The following is a 24878-nucleotide window of genomic DNA, read 5'->3' as shown; positions in this document are numbered from 1 at the left end:
ACCGTGTTACCAAGCTTGGGTGTTGGCGTTATCGGTGTCATCGCTCAGCAGTTCATCATAGCTGCTGGTTAAAAATCCCGAGTGGCGTAACAGCGCATCAATACGGGCTTCACGACCGCGAAATGCCTCAAAGTTGGCTTTTGCAGATTGGCTACCGCCTTTGGCTAAAATGTTATCGCGGAAGGATTTGCCAGCGTTTTTATCAAAAATACTGGTTTCTTCAAACTTGCTAAACGCATCGGCTGACAACAGTTCTGCCCATTTGTAAGAATAGTACCCTGCCGCATAGCCCCCTGCGAAAATGTGGCTAAAGCCGTTGGCAAAACGGTTATAACTGGCGGTCGGCATAATCGACACATCAGCACGCACGCTGTCGAGTAACGCCAATAACTGGGGATAATCGGGTGCTGGGGTTTTGGCATGCAATAACAAATCAAATAGCGCAAACTCCAGTTGGCGTAGGGTTTGCATGCCGCTTTGGAAATTTTTGGCAGCGAGCATACTTTGTAGCATGCTCTCTGGCAACGTTTCACCCGTATCGACATGACGGCTGATTAATGCTATCCCTTCAGGGTGCCATGCCCAGTTTTCCATAAACTGACTGGGTAGCTCAACTGCATCCCATTCGACGCCATTCACGCCTGCCACATCGCCAACATTCACTTCAGTGAGCAGATGGTGCAGCCCATGTCCAAACTCATGAAAGAGCGTTAACACTTCATCATGGGTTAATAAGCTGGGTTTGCCGCGCTGTGCACCCGTTGGCGCAGGGGTAAAGTTTGCCACCATAAAACAAACGGGTAACTGCTGATAACCGCTATCATCGTGTTGATAACGCGCTTGAAAGCCACTCATCCATGCGCCACCGCGTTTACCAGGACGGGCATATAAATCAAAATAAAAACCACCGATAAGCTGCTGGTTTTCATTAAAAACTTGATAAAAACGCACGTCATCATGCCAGCGCTGCGTGCTTGCAGTTTTATCTTCAATCTGAATGCCATACAGTTTTTGCACAATCTCAAATAAGCCTGCGATGACTGTCGGCACTGGGAAGTACGGACGCACTTGTTCTTGCGATAGATTAAATTGACGTTGTTTGACTTTTTCTGCCAGATACGCCGTATCCCAAGGTCGCACCTCATCGCCCTCATCACCGATGCCAAACGCCAAACCTTCAACTTGCAGTTGTTTTAAATCCTGCATGGCAAAGGGTCGCGCCTTGTCTGCCAAATCCCGTAAAAATTGCTCTACAGTGTCGACATTGTCCGCCATTTTGGTGGCAAGCGATAACTCAGCAAAATTGTCATAGCCTAATAACTGGGCTTTTTGCGCGCGTTTTGCCAAGATATCCGCCATGATATCGGCATTGTTAAATTCTGGCTGCGCTGATAATTCAGAGGCACGGGTGACATACGCACGATACAAGGTTTCGCGTAACTCGCGGTCATCGGCATAGGTCATCACCGCAAGATAAACTGGGATATCAAGTGTCGCGACATAAGGCGTTGCCAATACTTGCTCCGGGAATTTTTCTGTGTATCGCCTGCCCGCATCTGCAAGCATGGCAAGCGCAGACTCAGGCAGTCCTGCCAGTTGCGATTCGCTTAACGGTAAAAAGTAGCTTTGGGTGGCATCGAGCACATTATCGGAGAATTTAGCCGATAGCGTGGATAAATCGCTGGCAAGCGTGGCAAATTGCTGTTTTTGCGCCTCCGCTAAACCCACACCGGATAACTCAAAACTTTGTAGCGCCAAGGTCAATGAGCGTTGTCTCGCCGGCTCTAAGCGCTCAAAAAATGACTGATCGCTCACCACACGCTGATAGCGTTGATACAGCGGGAGATGTTGACCAACCGCCGTGCCGTAGGCAGAAAGCGCGGGCAATAATGCATGATGCAGCGCACGGATTGGCTCATCACTGACCACGCTATTTAAGTGCGATAGCAAGCCCCAACTGCGGTCCAATGCTAAATTCACATGGTCAAAGGCGATGATATCATTGAGCGCTTGCTGGCTGCTGAGGTATGCATCGTTAACTTGGCTATTAGCTTGCCCAGCTTTGTTATCGAGGTTATAAAGCCCAGCTTCATCATCGAGCATAGTTAAAAACGCATGTCCATTCGCCAACGCCTCATCGATTGCCGTCTTGAGTCGCTCAAGCGCTAATTGATTAAATTCAACAAGGTGCAAATTTTCTGTCGGATTTTCTACATCGTTGGTCATACTGTTTTCCAATTTTTTATCGCTCGTTGATGATTGAGAGTAAAAGTCGTCATTGCCCAAAATTTTAGCATAAAAACCGCAACGCTTGGCAAAGCAACCCCATTTTGCTACACAGCTTTGCAAAATACATTTGCGACATAAATGTCGACAACCATTATATTGTGACAATTTTTTGTCAAAACAAGCCAGCGGTACAATTTCACGTTAAAATAATGCCATGTTTATCACTGTGATTTTATTATGCGCTCACTAACACCTAAAAAAATAACACCTAACCCAGTAGCATCAAACGAAGTAGTGTCTAAACAAGTAGCAGGCGCCCAACCACCAAAAAACAGCCTAATCATCACCAGTTATAACATCCATAAAGGCATGTCACCCCTCAATCGTTTTGTCAAAATGGAAGGCATCGCTGCTGCACTTGACCAAGTGCAATCTGATATTATTTGTTTGCAGGAAGTCCAAGGTCAAAATCTCAAACGCGTGGTGAAATATAATGAATTTCCCGACCAGTCCCAGCATGAATGGTTTGGCGAGTATCTAAAGCTTGAAAACAGCTATGGCAAAAACGTCGAATATAACCACGGTCATCATGGCAATGCGGTGCTAAGTCGCCATCCGCTCGACCCCAAACACAATGTCAATATCACAGTAAGCCGCCTTGAGCAGCGTGGTGTATTGCACTGCGAAATCCAGCCCAAAGGCTGGCATACGCCCATTATCGTGCTTTGCGCGCATCTAAACTTAAGGGAAAATGACCGTGAAAAACAATATGAGGTGATAAGCCAGTATATCAATAACGAAATCGACCAATCCACGCCGCTGATATTGGCAGGCGACTTCAATGACTGGAAAAAATTATCCTGTCAAAAGCTTGGCTGTGACCTTAATTTACAAGAAGCCGTGCTGACCCACCATGGCAAATTACTACCCACCTTCCCTGCCAAGCTCCCGGTATTAAGCCTTGACCGTATCTATGTGCGCAATCTACAAGTACACCGTGCTTGGGTGCATAAGGGACAACCTTGGTCAAATCTCTCTGACCATTTGCCGGTTAGTGCCGAAGTTAGTTTACGGACAGATTAAGCATTAAAAGATTAACAGATTAAATTTGCATGATTTTTGCAGAAAGGTAGCATAGCAATTTTTATAGACATGACTGTCAATTTTTGTCCCAGCGAAACCCGATTTGACGTTTTAGGCCACAGGCTTTAGACGTCAGGCTTTACACGTCGGTTAGCCAAATTGACGCTACACTGGAAACCCCCATGCAACCAAAATTACTCATTATTTTTGCGATATTAGGCATCACCGCACTCACTATTTTTAACCTCATATCATCACATCGTACCCAGCAAGTCATTGCGTCAAACCAAGCCAATAGTAGTGCCGCCTCGGCGCCCTTAGCCATAGCATCAAACGATACGTCATCGATTGGCGAGCAGCCTAAACAAGCGATTGATAAGGCAACAACAGATTTGAATCAAGCCGCCCAAACGTCATCCAATAATTTGGCAAGCGCAGAAAAAACCACGCAATAATAACTTGGCGTATTAGCTGCTAGTACCGCCAAGCAAGACTGGTTAAAGCGCATCAAGTGGCTAATATTAAGTCGCTATTATTAAATAGCTAAGATTAAGTAGGCAAAGACGTTTTTTGTTCTAGCAGGTATTTGTCTGAACGATAAAAAAAGGGCAAATTGTATTGCCCTTTTTCCATTAACGAGATTTGTTGCGCGCGTTACTTTTATTTTTAGCGCTTTTTGCTTTCCTGACGTTCTCATTTGGCTTAGATTGAGCGTTAGGATTAGATGGCGCATTGGGATTGGATTGAACAGAATTAGAGGCCGCTTGCGATTGACCGCGACTTTTGCCCTTACCGCGATTATTAAATGACGATTTTTCCAGCTGTGCCACCAAATCAAAATCAATCTGCTGGGTCTCCATATTGACGGCAGCGACTTTGACACGGATTTTATCACCGATTCCAAACACCAGTCCTGATTTTTCACCGAATAACTGCTGCGCCTTGTCATCATATACAAAGTAATCTTCGCCCAAATGCGAGATATGAATCAAGCCATCAATGAATAAATCGGTAAGCGTCACAAACAGGCCAAAATTGGTCACTGTGGTAACCACCGCATCAAATTCTTCACCGATATGGTCTTTCATATAATGGGCTTTGAGCCACTGCTCAACAAAACGGCTGGCTTCATCGGCACGGCGCTCTGTCATTGAGGTGTGTTCAGCGGCATCTTCTAGCGACCAATCTGGCAGCGGCGCTTTTTTGCCAGTCACTTTCGCTTTGATGGCACGGTGTAGCATCAAGTCGGGGTAACGGCGAATTGGTGAGGTAAAGTGGCTGTATGCCTCATACGCAAGCCCAAAGTGTCCGATATTAGTCGGTGCATAGTTGGCTTGCTGCATCGAGCGCAGTAGCACGCTATGGATACTAATCGCATCAGGGTGTTCGCGTGTCGCTTCAATGATACGCTGATAATCTGCCTGTGTCGGGTTTTCTTCAGGAAATGACAAACCAAAATGCTTCACAAAGTCACTGACGCGAGCGGCTTTTTCTGCCTCTGGGGTATCATGATTGCGATACAAAACCGGCAATTCATGCTTGAGCGAAAATTCAGCCGCGCAGGTATTGGCAAGTAGCATCATCTCTTCGATGAGCTTATGCGATTCACCACGCGTCCGCGGCACAATGGCGCTAATTTTGCCTGCTTCATCAAACTTGATATAAGTCTCTTGGGTTTCAAATTCCATCGCATGGCGCTGTTCGCGTTTGACCAATAGCACTTTGTACAAATCATACAGCACATCGATTGATTTTTTGACCGCTTTATTACCGGTGATAGTGACAGGCACTTCGGCTTTGGGCGTTTCCCCTTGTGCTTGGGCAAAATAATCATTGACTTGGTTATAAGTCAATCGTGCTTGAGAGTGCATCACGCTTGGATAAAACTGATAGCTGGTCACGTTGCCGCTACGCGATAGTATGATGTCGGCTACCATACACAAGCGGTCAACACCTGGGTTTAAAGAGCAAAGACCGTTGGAGAGTTTTTCAGGGAGCATCGGCACCACAAAATGCGGGAAATACACCGATGTACCACGCTCATAGGCTTCTTGGTCAAGTACTGAGTTGGCAGTCACATAATGACTGACATCGGCAATCGCGACGACCAAGCGATAGCCACCGCCGCGACGTTTTTCGGCATAGACAGCATCATCAAAGTCACGCGAATCTTCGCCATCAATAGTGACTAGTGGCAAGGAACGTAAGTCGATACGGTCTTGATAGTCTTTTTGTGTCGGCTCTTTATACGCATCGACTTGCTGCATGACGTTTGGGCTAAACTCATGGGGAATATCGTAATTTAGCAGCGTGGTTTTGATAATCAATTCACGCTCGTTATCATCGACCAAGCTTTCAGTAATTTTCCCCGTCGCGTATTCATGTTGGGTAGGATAGTCGATGATATCGACTTTGACGGGGTCACCCATTTTGAGTTGTAGCGCTTCGACGTTTTCTTCCGTCACCGTAATCGGTTGATGATTGTTTGGGCTAATGAGTTCTACAAAGTAACCATCGTCATCTTTTGCAAGTTTACCGATATATTGTAGCTGGGCATGGGACACCACCGACAACACACGACCCATCATACGACCACGGTTGTCGGTGCTAGTGGCGATGGCTTTTACTTTATCGCCATGAAATACCCAGCGCATTTCAGTTTCATTCAAAAATAAATCCGGCATATCGTCAAGCACGACAAAGCCAAAGCCCTTGGCATGGGCAGCGACCACGCCAGTCACGGCATCATTGTCAGTCAGTGGGCGATAAATATAAGGATTGCCCCCGTCGGCATCACGGCTTAATTGTCCATCACGCAGCATGGCTTTTAAGCGGTTGCCCAGTGCGTCGTACTCGTCGTCATCTAAATCAAAAATCGTCGCAAGCTCGTGTTGGGTAGCTTGTCCGCGCTCAAGTAGGGTTTGTAAAATCAGTACACGGCTTGGAATCGGGTTGTCATAGTTGGCTGCTTCAACAGCGGCATTGGGGTCTTGCCAATTTTTCATATTGTTGTCGTCTTTTCTTATCATTTAAAATTTGTCATTTAAACTTTGTCAGTCAAATTATTTTATCATTTTCGTTAAATGCTAGGGGAAGTATTATCCATCATAGCGATAAAATCATGTTAAAATTTTGTTGCTCAGCTTAGCTTTAGTTCAGGCTTTAGCTCAGCTTGGGTTTTTAGGCTTTATCGCATTGTATATGGGTGCGTTGCAAGCGTTTTTAAATGGTGGGTTTTTAAATGGTTCGTTTTAAGTTTTAATTAAGCCTTAATATAGCTGGCTTCGATAGCGAAAATATAGTTGGCTTAGATAATGAGTGTTCAATGGCTAACGGTGAATCGCCACAGTGACATAGACATAGATTGGTCAAAAGATAACAAAGGGGAACCCATGAAAGCAAGAATTTTAGCCGTTGGACAAAAAATGCCAGCTTGGGTGCAGACGGGATTTGACGACTATTATAAACGTATTCAGCCTATGCTTAGCACCGAAATCGTTGAAATCCCCGCCTGCAAACGTGCCAAAAACCCCTCGCCTGCCGAGCTTGAAAAATATGCCATCACCGAAGGCGGGCTAATTCTGCAAGCGCACCAAGCCAAAAATTCAGCAGGCAAACGCGAACAACTGATTTGCCTAGACGTCCGCGGTAAGAATCTATCAACCGAAGCGTTAGCCGCTAAAGTTGGCGAAGCCATGCAGCTGGGTGATGATATGGCGTTTGTGATTGGCGGTGCTGATGGCATTTCAAAAGAGGTATTAGCCCATGCGACATTCAAATGGTCGCTGTCCAATCTTACCCTGCCGCATCCGCTCGTGCGTGTGCTACTGATGGAGCAGCTGTACCGCGCTATGACCATTATCCATCATCATCCGTATCACCGTGGTGATTATTTTTAATTTTTTCCAGTTAACCTGTTATGTTTGATTATGTATGCAATCGCTGACATGGCTTGTTTTTGCGAATTTTTCCCTTATTTAACCTATTAATCCTTTTTAGTTAATCCTTATTAATTCGTTATCATTTCTATTTATCACTGCAACTTTAAGAAAATTGATGGAAAAAACCGAAAAACAACCAATCAGCCTGCAGCCATTTTTACCCAAAACACCGTACCCGCTTTATACCTTGCCCAGTTTGTTTATCTCACATGGGGCGCCGACGATTGCCATCGAAAACAACCGTACTACCCAAGCGCTGAATAAATTTGGGCAAAATCTGCCAAAACCACGCTTGATTATCATCATCTCTGCGCATTGGCAAAGCCAGCATCTAGAAATCAATGGCAATGCGGCCCCCGCTACTTGGCATGATTTTAGCGGCTTTCAAAAGAAACTGTATACAATTGATTATCCTGTCAAAGGCGATAGCCTGATTGCCGAGCAGCTGGCACAGCAGTTGCAGAGTTTGGGCGTTAGCACCTCCGTCAATCGACTGCGTCCATTTGATCATGGGGTATGGTCGCCACTGGTGCATTTGTATCCGCAGGCAGATGTGCCGATTGTGCAGCTTTCGCTGCCGCAGCATTTTGATAGTTATGCGTGTTTTCAGCTGGGGGCTTTATTGGCGCCGCTGCGGGCAGAGCAAGTATTAATCATCGGCTCTGGCAGTGTCACCCATAATTTGGCGCAGGTACAGTTTGATAGTGCTGAGGTGGATGCTGAGGCACGTGAATTTAAATATTGGTTGATTCATCAACTCAAACAACATATGCCAACGGCTTTAGATTGGCGGTCACATCCATTTGCTCGTCACAATCACCCCACCCCTGAGCATTTATTGCCGTTATTTTTTGCGGCGGGCGCAGGCTCAAAGATGAGCATCGTGCATGAAAGTTTTGCCCATTTTAGTTTGGGTATGGATGTGTATCGGTTTGATTAATCCTTAGTCCACATCCGCCACATCGAGATTTTTGTCGATTTGAAATACCAAAAATGCGCCGATAGTCATCAGCATAAACATGGTAATACCTAGCTTGGCGACCGGATTAAAGGGCAGGATATTTAATACTAATCCGCCAAAAATACCGACGACAAAGTTGAGTGAGCCTTGCAAGGCACTCGCCATGCCAGCGCGGCGTTTTTGAAATGCCAAAGCAATGGCACCTGAATTGGGCTGAGTGAGTCCTAACCCTGCAATACAACAAAAAATACTGGCGAGCACCAACGGTAGCCAAGCTTGCGTGCCAAAGACTAAGCCTAGCAGCATCAAACACCCTGCTGCAATTACTTGTATTACCGCCCCAAATCGCAGCAAACTGACTAGACGATAACGGTTCACCAGCCATTGGTTGACCTGTGTCAACCCAATAAAACCTGCCGCATTCATGCCAAAAATCCAGCTAAAATGCTGCGGCGTGACCCCATACCCTTCCATAATTAGCTCAGGTGCGGCGCTGATATACACAAACATCGAACCCATCAGCAGCCCTGCGCCAATCGCAGGATAATTAAACTGGGTATCTTTAAGCAAATCCCAGTATTGACTGAGCACGTCATTCATCGGACGGTTGTTGCGAAACTCATCGGTCAAGGTTTCATGCAAAAACAGCCGGGTCAGCACGATATTTAAAACACCAAACCCTGCCAAAAACCAAAAAATCATCCGCCAACTGGCGACTTTTAACAGCAACGACCCCAAGCTTGGTGCCAAAATCGGCGCAATCCCCATCACTAGGACCATCAGCGAAAATGCCTTTGCCATTTGCTTGGGATGCAAGCGGTCACGAATCATCGCTCGCGACACCACCGTTCCCACACACGCGCCTAATGCCTGCAGCGTTCGTGAGACAAACAGCACGTATTCATTGGTGGTGGTGGCGCACATCACCGAAGCAATCACATACAGTACCATGCCCACATACAAGGGCTTGATGCGCCCAATCCGATCCGAAATCGGACCATAAAACAACTGCCCGACCACCAATCCCACAAAATAGGCAGGCACCGAATTGGACATAAAAGCTGTTGCCACGCCAAAATCTTGTGCCATACTGGGCAAAGCCGGCAAATACATATCAATCGACAGCGGACCGATAGCAATAATCAACCCCAAAATCATAATCCAAACGGTTGGATAGTCTAACTCGTGCGATGGCTTAGGGTGCGGTGTTGGTGGTAGGTTCATAGTGATCAATTTAAATAAAAAAGCGCGTCTAAATAAAAGAGCAGATAAAAATCATAAGTCGGCTATTATAAACAAATTTTCCTAAAATATTTTTCGTTATCGTTTAGTTTATGTGAGCAATCAACCCATGCAAATTGGCTAAAACACCCCATAAAAAAGGCAGCCTTTGCTACCTTTTTTAGCAAATACCTTGACAGCTTACTGCAAAAAAGTACCGAGACGTTGCCCCATTGTCACCGGCACTGAATTATAAAGACCTGCCTCCCAAGCCATGCGCGCTGATTTTGGTAATACCACAATCGCCGTTGAGCCCAAATAAAACCGCCCAAGCTCATCGCCTTTTTTCAACGTCATGTGATGGGTTTGACGCTGCACGCGATCGCTACGTTTGATTTTGCCTGTGGCCACTGTTTCAATCCCTGCTACAATCATCGCCCCGACTAGCACAACGCAAGCTTTACCAAATTCGGTATCAAACACACACACGCAGCGCTCATTACGGGCGAACAAATCGGTAATGTTTTCAGCGGTCTCGTTATTGACCGAGAATAGCTGTCCTGGCACATAGATGGTTTCTACCAAAGTACCGTCAAATGGCATATGCACGCGGTGATAATTGGTCGGTGCCAAATACACGGTGACAAAACTCCCCTCTTGCATGGCTTTGCCAAGTTCATAATCCGCGAGCAATTGCCCAACTTCATACGATTTGCCTTTGGCCTGTAGGATTTGGTCTTTATCGATTTGCCCCAATTGCGATATCATGCCATCTGCAGGACAGATCAGCGCATTTGGGTCATCATCAATCTTGCGCGCGCCGTCTTTGAGCTCACGGGTAAAAAAATCATTAAAACTGTCATACTGAGAAAAACTACCGCGCGCATATTCCTCTAGCTTGATGCCATACACCGAAGCAAAGGTACGAATAAAGGTTTTTTTCACCATCGGATGACGGCTTTGGGCAAGACGACCTGCGATTTCACTGATTTTTTGTTGTGGGACAAGCGATTGTAACGTCGTAAACAAGGTCATAAGTTACTCGAGATTGGCATTTTAAAGTTGGCTTATTATAATCAAAATCCCCCTTAGAATCACGGTATATTCAACTTTAGGCTATGAGTCAAGCCGCTTACGCTCAAACTGACGGATAGGAAAAATTATGAAAGCAGTATTACAACGGGTGAAATTTGCCAAAGTAGCAGTCAACCAAGCGCCTCACCCACAACAAATCGTCGGCGAGATTGCCCATGGCGTACTTGTCTACCTTGGACTTGGGCATGATGATACGCTTGCGATGGGGCAAAAAATGATTGATAAAATCCTCACCTATCGCGTATTTGAAAATGAGCTAGGCAAAATGGATAAAAACGTGCAACAGGTTAATGGCGGCTTACTGTTAGTGTCGCAGTTTACCCTGCTTGCCAATACCCAATCGGGTAGACGTCCTGATTTTAAGCCCGCGATGGCGCCCGACACTGCCAAAGCTTTGTTTGCTCAGATAGTCGCATATGCCAAGACGCAATATGCGGCCGTGCAGACAGGCGAATTTGGCGCAAACATGCAAGTCAGCAGTTGCAATGATGGTCCGATAAATTTTATTTTTGAACTGTGATGCGACCTGTGTTAAGTACCAAAAATTGAGTCAAACACCGAATTTTTTACAACACCACAAATAAAAGTCCTAAAAACTTATCGTTGTCATTTTTTTGTCATATTCTGAAGTTGTAATATGGGCATTGTAATATTGTTGTCATAAAATTATTTTGACAAACAGTTGCCTATTTTTATCGCTTGAGAAATTTATGAAAAATGAAACTATTTTGGTAGTGGAAGATGAGCCTGCCATTCGAGAAATGATCGTGACCACACTAGAGATGGCAGGATTTGATTGTTTGCAAGCCTCAGAAGTCTCTCAAGCCCATCATTTGGTGGTCGATCATCGCCCCAACCTCATCTTATTAGATTGGATGCTACCCAATGGGCTATCAGGCATTGATTTATGCCGCCGCCTGAAGAAAGATGAAATGCTCTCTGAAATTCCTATCATCATGCTCACTGCCAAAGGCGAAGAAGACAACAAAGTTCAAGGACTTGACGCTGGGGCAGATGACTATATCACCAAGCCGTTTTCCACCCGTGAATTGGTTTCCCGTATCAAAGCGGTATTGCGCCGTAGTAGCGCATTGTCAGGCGAAAAACCCATTGACGTAGGTGGCTTGTCGCTAGACCCTGCCAGTCAGCGCGTGAGTGCCAATAACAAAGCGGTGGATATCGGACCGACAGAGTATCGGCTACTTGCTTTTTTTATGAGTCATCCCGAGCGCGCTTATACCCGCACCCAGCTACTCGATCAAGTGTGGGGTGGCAATGTGTATGTCGAAGATCGTACCATTGACGTGCATATCCGCCGCCTGCGTAAAGTGCTTGAGCCATTTGGGTTTGCAGACTACATCCAAACTGTACGTGGCACAGGCTATCGCTTTTCTAATAAAATCGACTAACAATAGCCTGATTAATCGCATTGAAATTTTTGCCAACTTATCCCAACTTCGCTATAGTAAGCTGTCTCAATGGATGCTAGAAAAATTAATATGTGGGCGAGCATTTCACCCGTCGTCACAGCTGGGGTTGCCGGGCTGTTGATTGGCGGGCTATTAGGGTTTTGGGGTTGGGGACTGGCGATAGGGCTTTGCTTGTATCAGCTATATTTTTTATGGTCGATACAACGCTTTAAAGCGTGGTATAACAAAAACCCCGATGAGCCGCCGCCTGCATTTGAGCCCAACCTTAATGTCATTGCCAGTAATATCTACCAAGTCAATCGCCAAGAGAAATTGGCGCATCAGCAAACCGTTTCGCTGGTGCAAAAAGTGCGCGACTCGCTGAGTGCATTGCAAGACTCGATTATTCTGATTGACAAAAACGACTGTATCGAATGGTGGAACAACTCTGCCGAACGGCTTTTTCATTTTAAAGCGCCCGACCAAGGTCGCAATGTGTTGACCATTATTCGTCATCCGCTTTTTCATCAATATTATCACCACATTGAAGACTATCCCGATGGTGTACGTATCCATAGCCCATCTAATATCGAGCGCTATGTGCAGTGCAAGATTACCAAATTTGGGCAAGAAAAATTACTGCTGATTTATGATGTCACCCGTTTTCAGCACTTAGAACAGATGCGAAAAGACTTTGTGGCAAATGTTTCGCATGAACTGCGTACGCCGCTTACCGTCATCATGGGGTATGTGGAGACTTTGAGTGAACAGCCTGATTTAGATCCGCGTATTGCTCGCGCGTTTACTCAGATGATGCAGCAAAGTCAGCGCATGAATAACATCATCAATGACTTACTATTATTATCTCGACTAGAAAACGATGAAAAGCCCACTGAGCCCAAAGATATTGACATTCCCAAAATGCTAATGCAATTGTTTGACGATGCGCAAATGTACAACAAGTCATACGACCATATGATTCATTTGCACATCGACAGCACGTTACATATTTTGGGTTATGAAGATTATCTGCGAAGTGCGCTCAGTAACCTGATTACCAATGCCATGAAATACACCCCAAAAGGTGGTGAGATTAGTATTAGCTGGCATGAGTGTGACGCGGGGGTATGTTTTAGCGTGACCGACAATGGCATTGGTATCGAGCAGCGCCATATTCAGCGCTTAACCGAGCGTTTTTATCGCGTGGACACGGGTCGAAGCCGTGACACAGGGGGTACCGGTTTGGGGCTAGCGATTGTCAAGCATGTCTTGTATCAGCATCATGCCACCTTGGATATCACCTCTACAGTTGGCACAGGCTCAACCTTCACTGTGACCTTTCCAAAATCTGCCAGTATTCCAACCCAATCCCTTAATCCTGCAAGCCCACAAAGTTAAAGTTTACTTGTGGCTGGCGCCCTTGCATGATATCAGCAATCGCTTTTGCCGAGCCGTTCGAGTGCGTCCAGCCCAAAGTGCCATGTCCCGTGTTGAGATACAAATTATCAATAAGTCCTTGACGATTGACCGCGCGACCGATAATCGGCACATTTGACGGTGTCATCGGTCGCAGCCCTGTCCAATAATTTGGCTGGGTCAAATCTAGCGCATCCCCAAACACCTCTCTCACCCGTCGCGTAATCGCTTGGCAACGAACGGGATTAAGCTCAAGGTTAAAGCCGTTAAATTCAGCCGTTCCTGCTACTCGCAAGCGATCGCCTAAGCGCGAGTATACCAGTTTAAACTCATCATCAATCAAGCTCACATAAGGTGTCTCATGGGGTCGCAGCACAGGGTACGTAGCTGAATAGCCTTTGGCAGGATAGATGGGTAGATTGATACCCAAATCTTTGACTGAGGCAGGACTATAACTGCCTAACGCCAGTACATAAGCATCGGCGGACAGTATCTGTGACTGCGCTGGCAAAGCAGCATTATCTTTGCTATCAATGGACATAACTTCCACACCGTCAATGTGCTGGTTATGATAAACAAGTCGTTTGATGGCAGTATTAAATAAAAATGTTACCCCTTGCTGTTGACAAAGTGCTGCCAAGCGATGGGTGAATTTTTGCGCATCCCCTGATTCATCAAGTGCGGTATAAGTCGCCCCAACCAATTCTTTGCCAATACCAGTTAACGCAGGCTCTAGTTCTATCGCTTTATCCACACTAATCACTTGCCGATCACAACCCAATTGCTGCATCCGTTTAGTGGGTGCTACCGCTGCCTGAAACTCCGCATGATCGGTATAAAAATGCATAATACCGCGTGTCAGACAGTCATAATCAATGCCTGTTTGCGCCCTAACCTCCCCCAGTACTTGCCGAGAGTATAATCCTAAATTGACCATTTGCACCAAATTAGCATCGGCACTTTTGGCATTGCACTGCTGCAAAAACTGCCAACCCCATCGCCACAGCGCCATATCAGGGGCTGCATCTTGTCCCGCGTTGCCCGGCAAACCCAACAACCGACGCCAGCGAAACAACAATGGCGCATCTTCTCGCAATAACCATTTTAGCGCTTTATAGGGTGTATCAGGATTTGCCCAAGGCGTGGCATGTGACACAGATATTTGCCCACCATTGGCAAACGATGTTGACAATGCCGCGCTACTTTCACGCTCGATTACCGTTACCTCAAACCCTGCTTGTCGAAGCTGCCAAGCAGTGGTGACACCCACCACTCCTGCACCAAGCACGATTACCTGCTTTGTCATAACTTGCCTTACTGTCGTTAACTGATGAATATGTATAAATAAAAAATGTAGATTGATTAGCAATCAATAAAAAGCCCCCAGTTATCATGGAGGCTTTTTTTCATTTATAAATAACATGGGCTGAAATTTTAATCTGTCAGCTTTTTTATAAACCGTTATTTGCTTAATTTACTGCTGATTTCACGTAGCAATAGTACTTCTTCTGAAGGTTCTGGTGCAGCCGCTTCTTGCGCTTCGCTTTGACGGCGTAGGCGGTTCATGGCTTTCACCAACATAAAGATAATAAATGCCAAAATAATAAAGTTGATTAATATGGTGACAAAATTACCATAAGCAAACACAGGCACACCCGCTTTTTTGAGTGCATCATACGTCATGGCGGTGCCTGCAGGTACATCACCTAATACCACAAACATATTGGTAAAGTCGATTCTGCCGCCCATAATCGCAGAGATAATCGGCATAATAATATCTTCTACCAATGACGTGGTGATTTTACCAAATGCGCCGCCGATGATGACACCCACTGCCAAATCCATCACGTTGCCTTTGAGGGCAAACTCTTTAAATTCTGACATCATACTCATATTACTTCTCCTACCTTCAAAATAATTGCTACAATCGTTGACCAAAAAGCCCTTATCATCATAAGGAAGTGTATAAAATTTTAAACCTTTGCTTTGCCAGTGTGTAGATTAAATTAAAAAAGCTTGTAACAGGTACAAGCTTTTTGTAAATAAGTGTTAGGCTTTTTCGCAAGTCTTATAGCGTACACTCGCTATTATTTACGACCGTTACGTTTACGCTCATTTTCAGTCAAGTATTTTTTGCGTAGACGAATTGATTTTGGTGTTACCTCAACCAACTCATCATCTTCAATAAATTCAAGCGCTTGTTCAAGGGTAAAAATGATTGGCGGCGTTAAAATAATCGCATCATCGGTACCACTGGCGCGCACGTTCGTCAACTGTTTTGCTTTGGTTGGATTGACTACCATGTCATCGCTACGTGAGTTTTGACCGACAATCATACCTTCATAGACTTCAGTTTGCGGTGATACAAACATACGACCGCGTTCTTGAAGGTTAAATAGCGCATAGCCCAATACAGTACCATTCACCATAGAAATCAACACACCATTTTGGCGTTTTGCCACATCGCCTGTTTTGACAGGACCATAATGTGAGAAACTAGAGGTCATGATACCGGTACCTGAGGTAATGGTTAAGAACTCAGAGCGAAAACCGATTAAACCACGTGATGGTACTACCGCTTCAATACGGATACGACCTTTGCCGTCAACTTCCATATTGGTTAATTCGCCTTTACGGTAGCCCATTTGCTCCATTACCGCGCCTTGGTGCTGTTCTTCGACGTCAAAAATCACATTTTCAAATGGCTCTTGTTTCTCGCCCTCGATTTCACGAACAATCACTTCTGGACGTGACACACCCAGCTCAAAACCTTCACGGCGCATATTCTCAATCAATACAGATAAGTGAAGTTCCCCACGACCTGATACTTTAAATTTATCAGGACTGTCGGTATCTTCTACGCGAAGTGCCACGTTATGAATTAACTCACGTTCTAGACGCTCACGAATATTGCGCGACGTTACGAATTTACCTTCTTTACCCGCAAATGGTGAGTTGTTGACTTGGAAAGTCATCGATACGGTTGGCTCATCGACACTTAGCGGTGGTAAGGCTTCTACATTTTGTGGGTCACAGATAGTATCAGAAATATTTAACGCATCGATACCCGTGATACAAACGATATCACCTGCCTGCGCCATAGGTACTTCGATACGGTCAAGACCATGGTAACCCATGATTTGTAGGATACGGCCGTTACGTTTATTACCTTCTTTATCCACAATCGTTACAGGCGTATTGGTTTTAACCGACCCACGCTGAATACGACCAATGCCAATCAAACCTTTGAAGTTATCATAATCAAGGCTTGAAATCTGCATACGGAATGGACCGTCCGTATCCACCTGTGGTGGCTCAACAACATTAACGATGGTTTCAAACAATGGCTGCATATCTTCTGCAAGCTCGTCAGGCGATAACCCTGCAATACCATTCATGGCAGAAGTATAAACGATGGGAAAATCTAGCTGCTCATCTGTCGCACCCAAATTATCAAACAAATCAAACACCTGATCCATGACCCAGTCTGGACGTGCACTTGGTTTGTCAATTTTATTAATCACCACGATTGGCTTTAAGCCACGGGCAAATGCTTTTGAGGTCACAAAACGGGTTTGTGGCATAGGACCATCAACGGCATCAACTAATAACAATACACAGTCAACCATCGACATCACGCGTTCAACTTCACCACCGAAGTCGGCGTGACCGGGGGTGTCGACGATGTTAATACGGTATTCAACGCCGTCTTTAGGATTTGTCCATTTGATCGCCGTATTTTTGGCTAAAATGGTAATACCACGCTCTTGCTCTAATGCGTTAGAGTCCATGACGCGTTCAACTTCTGCGGCACGCTCACCAAAAGTACCTGATTGTTGTAACAGTTTATCGACTAGAGTAGTTTTACCATGGTCAACGTGGGCAATAATCGCAATATTGCGAAGATTTTTGATTGAATCTGACATAAAAAAATAGCTCTTGAAAATTCGGCTAGGAAGGGAAATTAAAACACGCGGTAGTATAACATCTTATCGTTAAAAATAGATTAAATTTATCTAAGTTGAGTTTATAGGGGATAATAAAAATAAAAAAAGCTACCAACGAGGGTAGCTTTTTTTATTTAATAACTAATTATTGTGCATTCATGTCTTTAGTTTGAACGGTTGTGCTAGATTTGTTACCAGTGATGATAGCATATACACGACGGTTCATTGCACGGCCTTCAGCAGTGTTGTTGTCTGCGATTGGGCGGTCATAGCCGTAACCCACTGTGCTAATACGTTGTGGAGCAACACCAAATTGGTTAACTAACATTGATTTAACCGCATTTGCACGTGCTTCAGACAAACGTTGGTTGTAACGCGCAGATGGACCAGTTTTTGAAGCGTGACCTTCAATTGAAGCTGTTGAATTTGGATATTCATTCATTTTTTCAGCAACTTTTTGGATTTCTGGTTTGTACTGATCTTTGATGACAGTTTTGTCATTGTCAAAGAATACACGTAATTCCATACGTAATGCGTCATCAACTGGGATTTCACGTGGGCAACCATCAGCATCTACAACAACATTTAATGGAGTGCCTGGGCATTTGTCAACGCTATTTAATACGCCATCTTGGTCGTCATCACCATCAGTCACAACGATTGGTTCAACAGGGATAGGCTCAACTACTGGCGCTGCTGGGGCCAAGTGACCACCTAGAACCACGTTAAGACCTGCTAATGCTAGACCTTCCCACCAATCGTTATCGAAGTTATAAATCGCACGACCTTCACCACGTAAGCTTAATGCGTCATTGATGCGGTAGTAAGCACCAAGACCTAAGTTACCAATTGTGTCTTTAGAAGTTGCTTTGCTGCCATCATCAAATGCCATTGAGGTTTTTGATTGACCTGCACCGATTAACACATATGGCTTAAATGGGCTGTTAGTATAGCCACTAAAGGTTTCAGTACCGATAGTAAAGTTACCTGAGTATGATTTTTGTTCAAAATCATGTCCGTTAACTTTATCGCCGTTGCCATTTAATGCATCAGAATCAGTTTCACCGTACTCTAATTCAAGTGCGATAGTAGGTGTCAATTCGATACCAATACCTGCACCAGTGTACAAGTCGTTATCTTGGTGAGTACCTGCGAATTGTTCGCCTTGTTTGTCTTCAGTTTTGCTGATACCGTCTACATAATGATAACCTAATAGTAAAGGTGTAACAGTAACGCCTGCGTTAGCGGCTACTGGCATAACAGCTGCAGCAACAACTGCTAGAGCGATTTTATTTAGCTTCATAGAAGTCCTCCAAAGGATTGGCTCATTTTAAATTAAAATAACCTGACAGTTAATTCACAAAATAACACATCAAAACACATGCAATTTATGAACTTGTTAAATATAGCTTAACGCCTAAAAATTGTGTTTACAACTCTTTTTTTTACATTGCTACACAATATTACACGAACATCACAATATGTTATATTTTTATTTTTTAGTAGCTAAGCTTATTAATTACGCTCGATACTAAGAATTCAACAACCATCATAGTGATTCGAAATTACACATCAAAACTATACACTCATCTTGAGAAGGATTTTAATACAGTCTATTTAAATTTACCATATCCTAAATTCATACTGTCACTAAATGATACATTCTAGTGACATTCATTTACTTAATGTGTGAGTGATACATTTATCATACCACTAAAACAGTTTCGTCTAGATAATGGCTTAGCGTTAATAACATAAGATAAAGAATGTAACGTTTAAACCCATCAATCGGTTTTGAAAACTTCAGTATATCAGACAGTACCCGCCTTTTGGTCTCTTTTATTACCTTTATAACCCGCTCATCCTATCTTTTATATCAATATTTGTTTGTTAATTTATCAAAACTCTCTATAATGATGAACTAAAATCGTTTATTGTGTTATTCCATGATGATCTAGCCGGTAGCTCTAATAGCATGAATGATTCGAAATCCAACGTATTCTCAATAAAAAGACAGGGATTTACTTTGATTGAAACAGTCGTCGTTGTGGCTGTTTTATCCATCATTGTGGCGATGGCTTCGATTACTATTACCAACAGCTTAAAGCAAATGGAAGCAAAAAACATTGCTTTAAGTTTAATGAATTTTTTAACCAGCGCAAAACAAGAGGCGTTAATTTATCAAAATCCTGTCGTTGCCTGTGTGGCTAGTGATAGCTTGGCTTGCGTGACAACTGGCGGTCATCAGCTGATTAGCTTTATCGATAAAAACAACAATAACAGCTATGAGGCAACGGTAGACAAACTCAATCATCAGCTTACGTTAGACTTGTCTTGGGGTGTGCTTACGGCAAATATCTCGCTGAATAATAACTATATTATTTTTAAGCCAGAAAACGCTAGACCCATTGGTTATATGGGCAATATTCAATACTGCCCTTTAGATGGTAAGGTCGATAATCGACTAAAGGTAAGTTTTAGTAAAACGGGCATTATTAAATATAAGCCCTACTCAGTCGAACAATTTAACTGCCCCTAACAGCTAGGCTTTTGCCGTAAATGCTTTTCTCATTGCGCCAACCGCTTGGCTAAGCCCCATAAACACACTATCTGCAATAATGGCATGACCGATGTTTAGTTCATGGATGCCATCTATATCAGCAATGGGTGCAACGTTGTCACGGGTTAGCCCGTGCCCTGCATTGACCAGTAAACTTGCTTTTGCCTCGTGGGCATGGGTCACTGCTGTTTTGATACGGGTGATTTCATGGCTAATTTTAACTTGGTCATGTTGCAAACAATAGTCAGCATAGGCGCCGGTGTGTAGTTCAATGGCATCTGCCCCGAGCGCAATGCTTTGATCAATTTGTGCCAACTCCGGATCAATAAATAGTGACACTTGAGTGCCGACATGATGTAACTGTTGAATCGCACTGGCTATTTTTTCTTGATTGCCAATCACATCAAGCCCGCCTTCAGTGGTGAGTTCTTGGCGTTTTTCAGGGACAAAGCACACCCAAGCTGGCTTAACCTCACAAGCTATCGCAACCATCTCGTCAGTGACCGCCATTTCAAGGTTCATACGAGTGGTTATGACTTTGGCAAGCCGATAAACATCATCATCTTGAATGTGACGACGATCTTCACGCAAATGCAGCGTGATACCATCCGCCCCTGCCTGCTCACAAATTAACGCACCTGCCACAGGGTCGGGATACGCCACGCCGCGCGCTTGACGCAGGGTTGCAATGTGGTCGATATTGACGCCGAGTAAGGGTTGATTGCTGGTCATGATATGCCCTATTTTGTCTATTAGTGATACTGAGTAAGCTTATTGATATTGGGTAAGCTGCTGCCAAAGTTCTCGGCTTTGTAAGGTTTGATAATTGAGTAAATTATCCATCAAATGGCGGTGCATGGCACTGATGCTATTGACCAATTGTTTGGCTAAATCAAAATCTTGTTGCATCATTTGGTTAAAGCTCGTTTCATCTTGCAAACATTGATACCAAATTAGCAGCTGCTCACCTGTTAATGCTATGTCGGGTTTATCCAAAGGTAAAACTGGCATAAATCCCTGCTGTAGCTGGTATTGATAACACTGCGATGGGACTATTAAATCCCCCAACGCATCTTTAGCAAAATCGAACCCATAGCCTAGTTGTTCAAACAATACATTTTCAAAACGTCTTAAATGCCACTTTAAACGGGTCATGTCATGTGGCGTTTGCGCTGGCTCGACAAACAGCGTTGCCATGTTTGCAAGGCACTGCTGATATGCTTGCCATATCTCAGCAAACGGCTCTTCAATAGGCAATAGTTTTTGCAAAATCTCATTAAGATACATGCCTGCATAGAGGCTTTGTCCGGTGAGGGTAATGTGATTTTGCAAAATCTGGCTTTGACTAAAAGTTTTTAGGCTGTTTTTACCATTGCCAAAAAATTGTATGGGGACAAATAGCGGTAAGTTTTTTTTACCAATACCATGTACTACGCCCCATTCTTCACTAAACAGATAAACCAAACTCCGGCTTTCACCATACGGTTTTTGGTGCAGAATATAACCTGTTAGCAGTTGATTGCGCATAGTAGCCTTTAGCCTAGTAGCCCAAACTCGTTAGCGCACGCTCATCATCTGACCAGCCTTTTTTGACTTTGACCCACAGCGTTAGCATCACTTTTTTATCAAACATTTTTTCCATGTCTTGGCGCGCTTCGATGCCAATTTGTTTGATTTTTTCGCCTTTATCACCGATGACAATTACCTTTTGACCTTGACGCTCGACAAAAATCGTGGCATCGATGAAGGTCACGGCTTTACGCCATTTGCCTGTTTTTGGGTCTTGATGCGCAGGCTCATCCTTAAAGGTATCGATTTGTACCGTTAAATCGTAAGGAATCTCATCGCCCGATGCCCGCATCACTTTTTCACGAATGATTTCACTGGCTAAAAACCGTTCTGAACGGTCAGTGACTTGCTGTGCATCATAGATGGGCGCTGCAATCGGTAAATGCTTACCAATGACTCGTACTAGCTCATCTAAGTTGTGCGCACGTAATGCAGATACGGGCACGATATCGCTAAATACTTGGGTATCATGCAGTTTTTGTAGTAGCGCGAACAGCTGAGCTTCGTCCTTAATGGTGTCGCTTTTATTAACCACTGCAATCACAGGGACACCCAAATTTTGCACTTTGGCAAACACCAGCTCATCATCTTCCACCCATTTTAGGCTATCAATCACAAACAATACCGCGTCAACATCTGCCAAAGCCGAGGTTGCGGCTTTATTCATACGCTCATTGATAGCGCGCACTTCGCGGCTATGGATACCTGGGGTGTCAACAAAAATCGCTTGTAGTTGCTCGTTGGTCAAAATCCCCATAATACGATGGCGGGTGGTTTGGGGTTTTCGTGAGGTAATCGACAATTTTTGACCCAACACATGATTCATCAATGTTGATTTACCCACGTTTGGACGTCCGACAATGGCCACATACCCCGTGCGAAAATCCACCGCACGCGCGGGCGCTGAATCACTTTGCCCACTGAAGAATTGACTGATAACATCATGGTTGTTGTCCGCTGATGGATTGTCGACAGCTGGGTCAGTGGTTGTTTGTTGGGTAGCGTCTGCTTGGTTAGACATAAAATAGGATCTCAACATTGGTTTAAAGGGTACAAATTATTGTAGAAGAGTTTTGAGCAAATTTCAGTAAGCATTTCATCAAATTTGGGTGTTGACCGTATGGCAGGTTGGCAAATTAGCGCAGCGGGGGTAACAAATCACTGATTTTAGTCAGCATGGCTTCGGCGCAGCGCTGCTCGGCAATACGGCGACTTTCCCCTTGGGCTGTGACTGAAGCTTGGGTTGGGGCTATGGGTTTGGCGGTTTTATTGTCAAAAATAATTTCCACTTGGCAGCTGACCACAAAAATTTGATTGGGTGCATTGCCAATGGTTTCGGTCACCTCATAGCGGGGCAGCGCAAGTTGGTGTGCCTGCAACAGCTCTTGTAAACGGCTTTTGGCATCTTTTAGCACTTTTTGTTCTTTCACTTTTTCGAACAAATCTTCAAACCACGCCAGCACACAAGCCTTAACCGTATCAAAATTTTGACTATCAAGATAAATAGCGCCAATCAAGGCTTCAACGCTATCTGCCAAGATTGAGGCGCGCTGACGACCACCGCCTTTACGCTCGCCCACCCCTAAAATCAAATAATCTGATAAATTGAGCTGCTTTGCGATAATCACCAAGGTTTCTTCGCGCACAAGCGACGCACGTAAGCGACTGAGCCGACCTTCATTATAGTCGGGATAACGCAAAAATAAGGCTTCTGCGATGATCACACCGAGCAATGCATCTCCCAAGAACTCTAGTCGCTCATAATTGTGTTCGCTATCAAATGAGCGATGCATGAGTGCCATAATGGGTAAATTTACATTATCAAACTGATAACCCATTTGATAAAACAGCGCGGTTAATTGACGCACTTGTGGCGGTAGTTTTTTGAGATTAAATGTGGGGATTGTGATTGGTAAATTCATCTGCTTCAAATTGTTAGAAAAGTATTCGCCAGTGAAATCATCACATGGCTATCACTTACTTAAGATTGGGGCTATAAGCTCAATAGCTACTAACTATTTAACTATGGCTTAACTAGGGCTTGGCGACTTTGGCATCTTCTGCACTAATGGTATCTTCAAAGCGATTGACGATATCGACGTTACCAAAAAAGTTGTTTGCTTCATCGTATTTTAGTTTTACTGACATCGCACCTGGCGTATTATCCACCACTTCCACGACGTCCTCTGCCTTTTGGCTGACACCGTTGATATTCCATTGGGAATTGACGTTACCTAAAAAATCTTTGACACTTTCTTTATTGTCATTGGACTTTTTGAGTTCAAAAGCCAACGATTTTTTGAGTTGGTAGTGACCGACTTGGGCAGGGATAATGGCTAAACCGAGTTTGGCACACACGACGATGAGTACAATCATAATCACGATACCCGTGACGCTGGCGCCGCGCTGATGACTTGGTAGGTTCATGCCGTATTCTCCTTTGACCATCGCTCAAGATAGGTTAATGTAAGCTTTAGTTAATTAAATATTCTCAACAACAAAGGCTTTGATATCCAATTTTTTAAAGTAAGCGGTTAGTGTATTGCGCCATTGCGATTAAAGGTGGGTAGACTTAATCCACTGGCTTTGTGCGTCCACACATACACGGCTTTACCCGCTAGGTTCTCATCAGGTACAAACCCCCAAAAACGACTATCAGCACTGCGATCACGGTTATCGCCCATCACAAAATAGTGTCCTTCAGGCACTGTTAGTTGCCATTGTTGACCTTGGCTCGCCATCAATTGAGGTGACGCTTGCTGCAAAAAGCTGGCATATTGAAACCAATTTTTGTCACCCAAATAGCGCACCAAATGTTGATGATTGCTACTAGGTGATTCTTGCACGTATTTGGCAGACAATTCTTCTTGATTGCCCAGTTGCGCTGCTTGCTCAGCTGTCACAAGCTCACCGGTCTCGGTTTTACCTGGCGGATATAGCTGCGCTGTCATCTTAGGGTCGGGGGTAAAGTTGGCAGGCGTGGTCGCAATCGCTTTGCCATTGAGGCTTAACTGCCCGTTATTAAAGCTCACCGTATCCCCACCCACGCCAATCACCCGCTTGATATAATAAATTTTTGGGTTCTCAGGATAGCGAAATACCACCACATCACCATGCTGTGGCGCGTCTAAATCAAGCACCTTGGTATTCACCAGTGGCAAGCGGATACCATACGCGTATTTATTGACCGCAATAAAGTCGCCCGTATACAGGGTGGGCACCATGGACGATGAGGGAATATTAAACGGCTCAATCAAAAACGAGCGCACTACAAGCACAATCGCTAAAATTGGAAAAAAATCATACGCCCATCGCACCGGCGCAGTCGATTTCTCCAATCCTTTGCTTTGCTTTTGCTTTAGTACCAATTTATCCAGTAGCCAAATAGCGCCCAAAATCAAGGTCGCAGGGACAAGAATCAAATTAAAATCAAAATCCATACTTGCC

General features: G+C 44.4%; 22 protein-coding genes. 8 read left to right on the top strand and 14 right to left on the bottom strand.

Going from position 1 to position 24878, the window contains the following annotated elements:
* Nucleotides 1–6 precede the first annotated feature (6 nt).
* Entirely contained in the window at nucleotides 7–2226 is a 2220-nt protein-coding gene (locus tag RT064_RS04180; protein WP_313061807.1) for a M3 family metallopeptidase, read from the bottom strand.
* Nucleotides 2227–2523: 297 nt separating this feature from the next.
* On the opposite strand from RT064_RS04180, the gene RT064_RS04175 reads away from it, so the two are divergent.
* On the top strand, nucleotides 2524–3312 hold the full coding sequence (locus tag RT064_RS04175; protein ID WP_313061803.1) for an endonuclease/exonuclease/phosphatase family protein: 789 nt from the start codon (nucleotides 2524–2526) through the stop codon (nucleotides 3310–3312).
* Nucleotides 3313–3494: 182 nt separating this feature from the next.
* Nucleotides 3495–3767: a hypothetical protein gene (locus RT064_RS04170; protein WP_313061800.1), complete on the top strand. Its 273-nt coding sequence runs from the start codon at nucleotides 3495–3497 to the stop codon at nucleotides 3765–3767.
* Nucleotides 3768–3944: 177 nt separating this feature from the next.
* Here RT064_RS04170 and rnr read toward each other — a convergent pair whose 3' ends face one another.
* Complete coding sequence (rnr, locus tag RT064_RS04165) at nucleotides 3945–6317, bottom strand: ribonuclease R (protein ID WP_313061977.1); 2373 nt, start codon at nucleotides 6315–6317, stop codon at nucleotides 3945–3947.
* Between the two features lie 387 nt (nucleotides 6318–6704).
* Between rnr and rlmH the strand changes: the two genes are divergently transcribed.
* Both rlmH and RT064_RS04155 read left to right on the top strand, forming a co-directional pair.
* The gene (gene rlmH, locus RT064_RS04160) at nucleotides 6705–7211 is read left to right on the top strand and encodes a 23S rRNA (pseudouridine(1915)-N(3))-methyltransferase RlmH (RefSeq protein ID WP_159375414.1); all 507 of its coding nucleotides are present in this window, start codon (nucleotides 6705–6707) and stop codon (nucleotides 7209–7211) included.
* 157 nt (nucleotides 7212–7368) lie between these two features.
* Complete coding sequence (locus RT064_RS04155) at nucleotides 7369–8193, top strand: DODA-type extradiol aromatic ring-opening family dioxygenase (protein WP_313061798.1); 825 nt, start codon at nucleotides 7369–7371, stop codon at nucleotides 8191–8193.
* 3 nt (nucleotides 8194–8196) lie between these two features.
* On the opposite strand, the gene RT064_RS04150 is transcribed toward RT064_RS04155, so the two are convergent.
* The gene (locus RT064_RS04150; protein ID WP_313061795.1) at nucleotides 8197–9438 is read right to left on the bottom strand and encodes a multidrug effflux MFS transporter; all 1242 of its coding nucleotides are present in this window, start codon (nucleotides 9436–9438) and stop codon (nucleotides 8197–8199) included.
* Nucleotides 9439–9636: 198 nt separating this feature from the next.
* Nucleotides 9637–10470: an archaetidylserine decarboxylase gene (asd, locus tag RT064_RS04145; RefSeq protein ID WP_313061793.1), complete on the bottom strand. Its 834-nt coding sequence runs from the start codon at nucleotides 10468–10470 to the stop codon at nucleotides 9637–9639.
* Nucleotides 10471–10597: 127 nt separating this feature from the next.
* On the opposite strand from asd, the gene dtd reads away from it, so the two are divergent.
* The 3 genes from dtd to phoR all read left to right on the top strand — a co-directional run bounded on the left by dtd (nucleotide 10598) and on the right by phoR (nucleotide 13337).
* Nucleotides 10598–11050, top strand: a complete 453-nt coding sequence (dtd, locus tag RT064_RS04140) for a D-aminoacyl-tRNA deacylase (RefSeq protein ID WP_159375418.1) — start codon at nucleotides 10598–10600, stop codon at nucleotides 11048–11050.
* A 190-nt stretch (nucleotides 11051–11240) separates the two neighbouring features.
* Nucleotides 11241–11939, top strand: coding sequence for a phosphate regulon transcriptional regulator PhoB (gene phoB, locus RT064_RS04135; RefSeq protein WP_007115106.1), 699 nt, complete (start codon nucleotides 11241–11243; stop codon nucleotides 11937–11939).
* 69 nt (nucleotides 11940–12008) lie between these two features.
* Complete coding sequence (gene phoR, locus RT064_RS04130; RefSeq protein ID WP_313061787.1) at nucleotides 12009–13337, top strand: phosphate regulon sensor histidine kinase PhoR; 1329 nt, start codon at nucleotides 12009–12011, stop codon at nucleotides 13335–13337.
* Here the strand turns inward: phoR and RT064_RS04125 are convergent.
* The 4 genes from RT064_RS04125 to RT064_RS04110 form a co-directional block, all read right to left on the bottom strand.
* Nucleotides 13312–14724, bottom strand: a complete 1413-nt coding sequence (locus RT064_RS04125) for a D-amino acid dehydrogenase (RefSeq protein ID WP_409519525.1) — start codon at nucleotides 14722–14724, stop codon at nucleotides 13312–13314. The genes phoR and RT064_RS04125 overlap by 26 nt on opposite strands.
* 92 nt (nucleotides 14725–14816) lie before the next feature.
* Nucleotides 14817–15248 carry a large conductance mechanosensitive channel protein MscL gene (gene mscL, locus RT064_RS04120; protein WP_036595296.1) on the bottom strand — a complete coding sequence of 144 codons (432 nt, stop codon included), beginning with the start codon at nucleotides 15246–15248 and terminating at the stop codon, nucleotides 14817–14819.
* 194 nt (nucleotides 15249–15442) lie between these two features.
* Nucleotides 15443–17281: a translational GTPase TypA gene (gene typA, locus RT064_RS04115; RefSeq protein ID WP_036595294.1), complete on the bottom strand. Its 1839-nt coding sequence runs from the start codon at nucleotides 17279–17281 to the stop codon at nucleotides 15443–15445.
* Between the two features lie 166 nt (nucleotides 17282–17447).
* Nucleotides 17448–18605: an OmpA family protein gene (locus RT064_RS04110; RefSeq protein WP_313061781.1), complete on the bottom strand. Its 1158-nt coding sequence runs from the start codon at nucleotides 18603–18605 to the stop codon at nucleotides 17448–17450.
* 672 nt (nucleotides 18606–19277) lie between these two features.
* Between RT064_RS04110 and RT064_RS04105 the strand changes: the two genes are divergently transcribed.
* Nucleotides 19278–19841, top strand: coding sequence for a pilus assembly FimT family protein (locus tag RT064_RS04105; RefSeq protein WP_313061779.1), 564 nt, complete (start codon nucleotides 19278–19280; stop codon nucleotides 19839–19841).
* 3 nt (nucleotides 19842–19844) lie between these two features.
* Here the strand turns inward: RT064_RS04105 and pdxJ are convergent, their stop codons facing one another.
* The 6 genes from pdxJ to lepB all read right to left on the bottom strand — a co-directional run bounded on the left by pdxJ (nucleotide 19845) and on the right by lepB (nucleotide 24871).
* Nucleotides 19845–20594, bottom strand: a complete 750-nt coding sequence (gene pdxJ / locus RT064_RS04100) for a pyridoxine 5'-phosphate synthase (protein WP_313061776.1) — start codon at nucleotides 20592–20594, stop codon at nucleotides 19845–19847.
* 39 nt (nucleotides 20595–20633) lie between these two features.
* Nucleotides 20634–21389, bottom strand: a complete 756-nt coding sequence (gene recO, locus RT064_RS04095; protein WP_313061774.1) for a DNA repair protein RecO — start codon at nucleotides 21387–21389, stop codon at nucleotides 20634–20636.
* 13 nt (nucleotides 21390–21402) lie between these two features.
* The gene (gene era / locus RT064_RS04090) at nucleotides 21403–22452 is read right to left on the bottom strand and encodes a GTPase Era (protein WP_313061771.1); all 1050 of its coding nucleotides are present in this window, start codon (nucleotides 22450–22452) and stop codon (nucleotides 21403–21405) included.
* Nucleotides 22453–22567: 115 nt separating this feature from the next.
* The gene (rnc, locus tag RT064_RS04085) at nucleotides 22568–23353 is read right to left on the bottom strand and encodes a ribonuclease III (RefSeq protein ID WP_135887551.1); all 786 of its coding nucleotides are present in this window, start codon (nucleotides 23351–23353) and stop codon (nucleotides 22568–22570) included.
* A 112-nt stretch (nucleotides 23354–23465) separates the two neighbouring features.
* The gene (locus RT064_RS04080) at nucleotides 23466–23858 is read right to left on the bottom strand and encodes a DUF4845 domain-containing protein (protein WP_313061761.1); all 393 of its coding nucleotides are present in this window, start codon (nucleotides 23856–23858) and stop codon (nucleotides 23466–23468) included.
* 107 nt (nucleotides 23859–23965) lie between these two features.
* Nucleotides 23966–24871: a signal peptidase I gene (gene lepB / locus RT064_RS04075; protein ID WP_313061759.1), complete on the bottom strand. Its 906-nt coding sequence runs from the start codon at nucleotides 24869–24871 to the stop codon at nucleotides 23966–23968.
* Nucleotides 24872–24878 lie beyond the last annotated feature (7 nt).

This window comes from Moraxella sp. CTOTU49097 (assembly GCF_032064105.1).
Taxonomy (GTDB): domain Bacteria; phylum Pseudomonadota; class Gammaproteobacteria; order Pseudomonadales; family Moraxellaceae; genus Faucicola; species Faucicola osloensis_B.
This window is presented reverse-complemented; position numbering and strand designations above follow the sequence as displayed.

Bases quoted from the DNA above. Each gene is read 5' to 3' on its own strand.
- RT064_RS04080 (WP_313061761.1), bottom strand. From the start codon at position 23,858: ATGAACCTACCAAGTCATCAGCGCGGCGCCAGCGTCACGGGTATCGTG.
- phoB (WP_007115106.1), top strand. From the start codon at position 11,241: ATGAAAAATGAAACTATTTTGGTAGTGGAAGATGAGCCTGCCATTCGA.
- RT064_RS04180 (WP_313061807.1), bottom strand. From the start codon at position 2,226: ATGACCAACGATGTAGAAAATCCGACAGAAAATTTGCACCTTGTTGAA.
- rlmH (WP_159375414.1), top strand. From the start codon at position 6,705: ATGAAAGCAAGAATTTTAGCCGTTGGACAAAAAATGCCAGCTTGGGTG.
- era (WP_313061771.1), bottom strand. From the start codon at position 22,452: ATGTCTAACCAAGCAGACGCTACCCAACAAACAACCACTGACCCAGCT.
- rnr (WP_313061977.1), bottom strand. From the start codon at position 6,317: ATGAAAAATTGGCAAGACCCCAATGCCGCTGTTGAAGCAGCCAACTAT.
- RT064_RS04105 (WP_313061779.1), top strand. From the start codon at position 19,278: ATGAATGATTCGAAATCCAACGTATTCTCAATAAAAAGACAGGGATTT.
- RT064_RS04170 (WP_313061800.1), top strand. From the start codon at position 3,495: ATGCAACCAAAATTACTCATTATTTTTGCGATATTAGGCATCACCGCA.
- mscL (WP_036595296.1), bottom strand. From the start codon at position 15,248: ATGAGTATGATGTCAGAATTTAAAGAGTTTGCCCTCAAAGGCAACGTG.
- rnc (WP_135887551.1), bottom strand. From the start codon at position 23,353: ATGAATTTACCAATCACAATCCCCACATTTAATCTCAAAAAACTACCG.
- asd (WP_313061793.1), bottom strand. From the start codon at position 10,470: ATGACCTTGTTTACGACGTTACAATCGCTTGTCCCACAACAAAAAATC.
- lepB (WP_313061759.1), bottom strand. From the start codon at position 24,871: ATGGATTTTGATTTTAATTTGATTCTTGTCCCTGCGACCTTGATTTTG.
- RT064_RS04150 (WP_313061795.1), bottom strand. From the start codon at position 9,438: ATGAACCTACCACCAACACCGCACCCTAAGCCATCGCACGAGTTAGAC.
- pdxJ (WP_313061776.1), bottom strand. From the start codon at position 20,594: ATGACCAGCAATCAACCCTTACTCGGCGTCAATATCGACCACATTGCA.
- typA (WP_036595294.1), bottom strand. From the start codon at position 17,281: ATGTCAGATTCAATCAAAAATCTTCGCAATATTGCGATTATTGCCCAC.
- RT064_RS04110 (WP_313061781.1), bottom strand. From the start codon at position 18,605: ATGAAGCTAAATAAAATCGCTCTAGCAGTTGTTGCTGCAGCTGTTATG.
- dtd (WP_159375418.1), top strand. From the start codon at position 10,598: ATGAAAGCAGTATTACAACGGGTGAAATTTGCCAAAGTAGCAGTCAAC.
- phoR (WP_313061787.1), top strand. From the start codon at position 12,009: ATGGATGCTAGAAAAATTAATATGTGGGCGAGCATTTCACCCGTCGTC.
- recO (WP_313061774.1), bottom strand. From the start codon at position 21,389: ATGCGCAATCAACTGCTAACAGGTTATATTCTGCACCAAAAACCGTAT.
- RT064_RS04155 (WP_313061798.1), top strand. From the start codon at position 7,369: ATGGAAAAAACCGAAAAACAACCAATCAGCCTGCAGCCATTTTTACCC.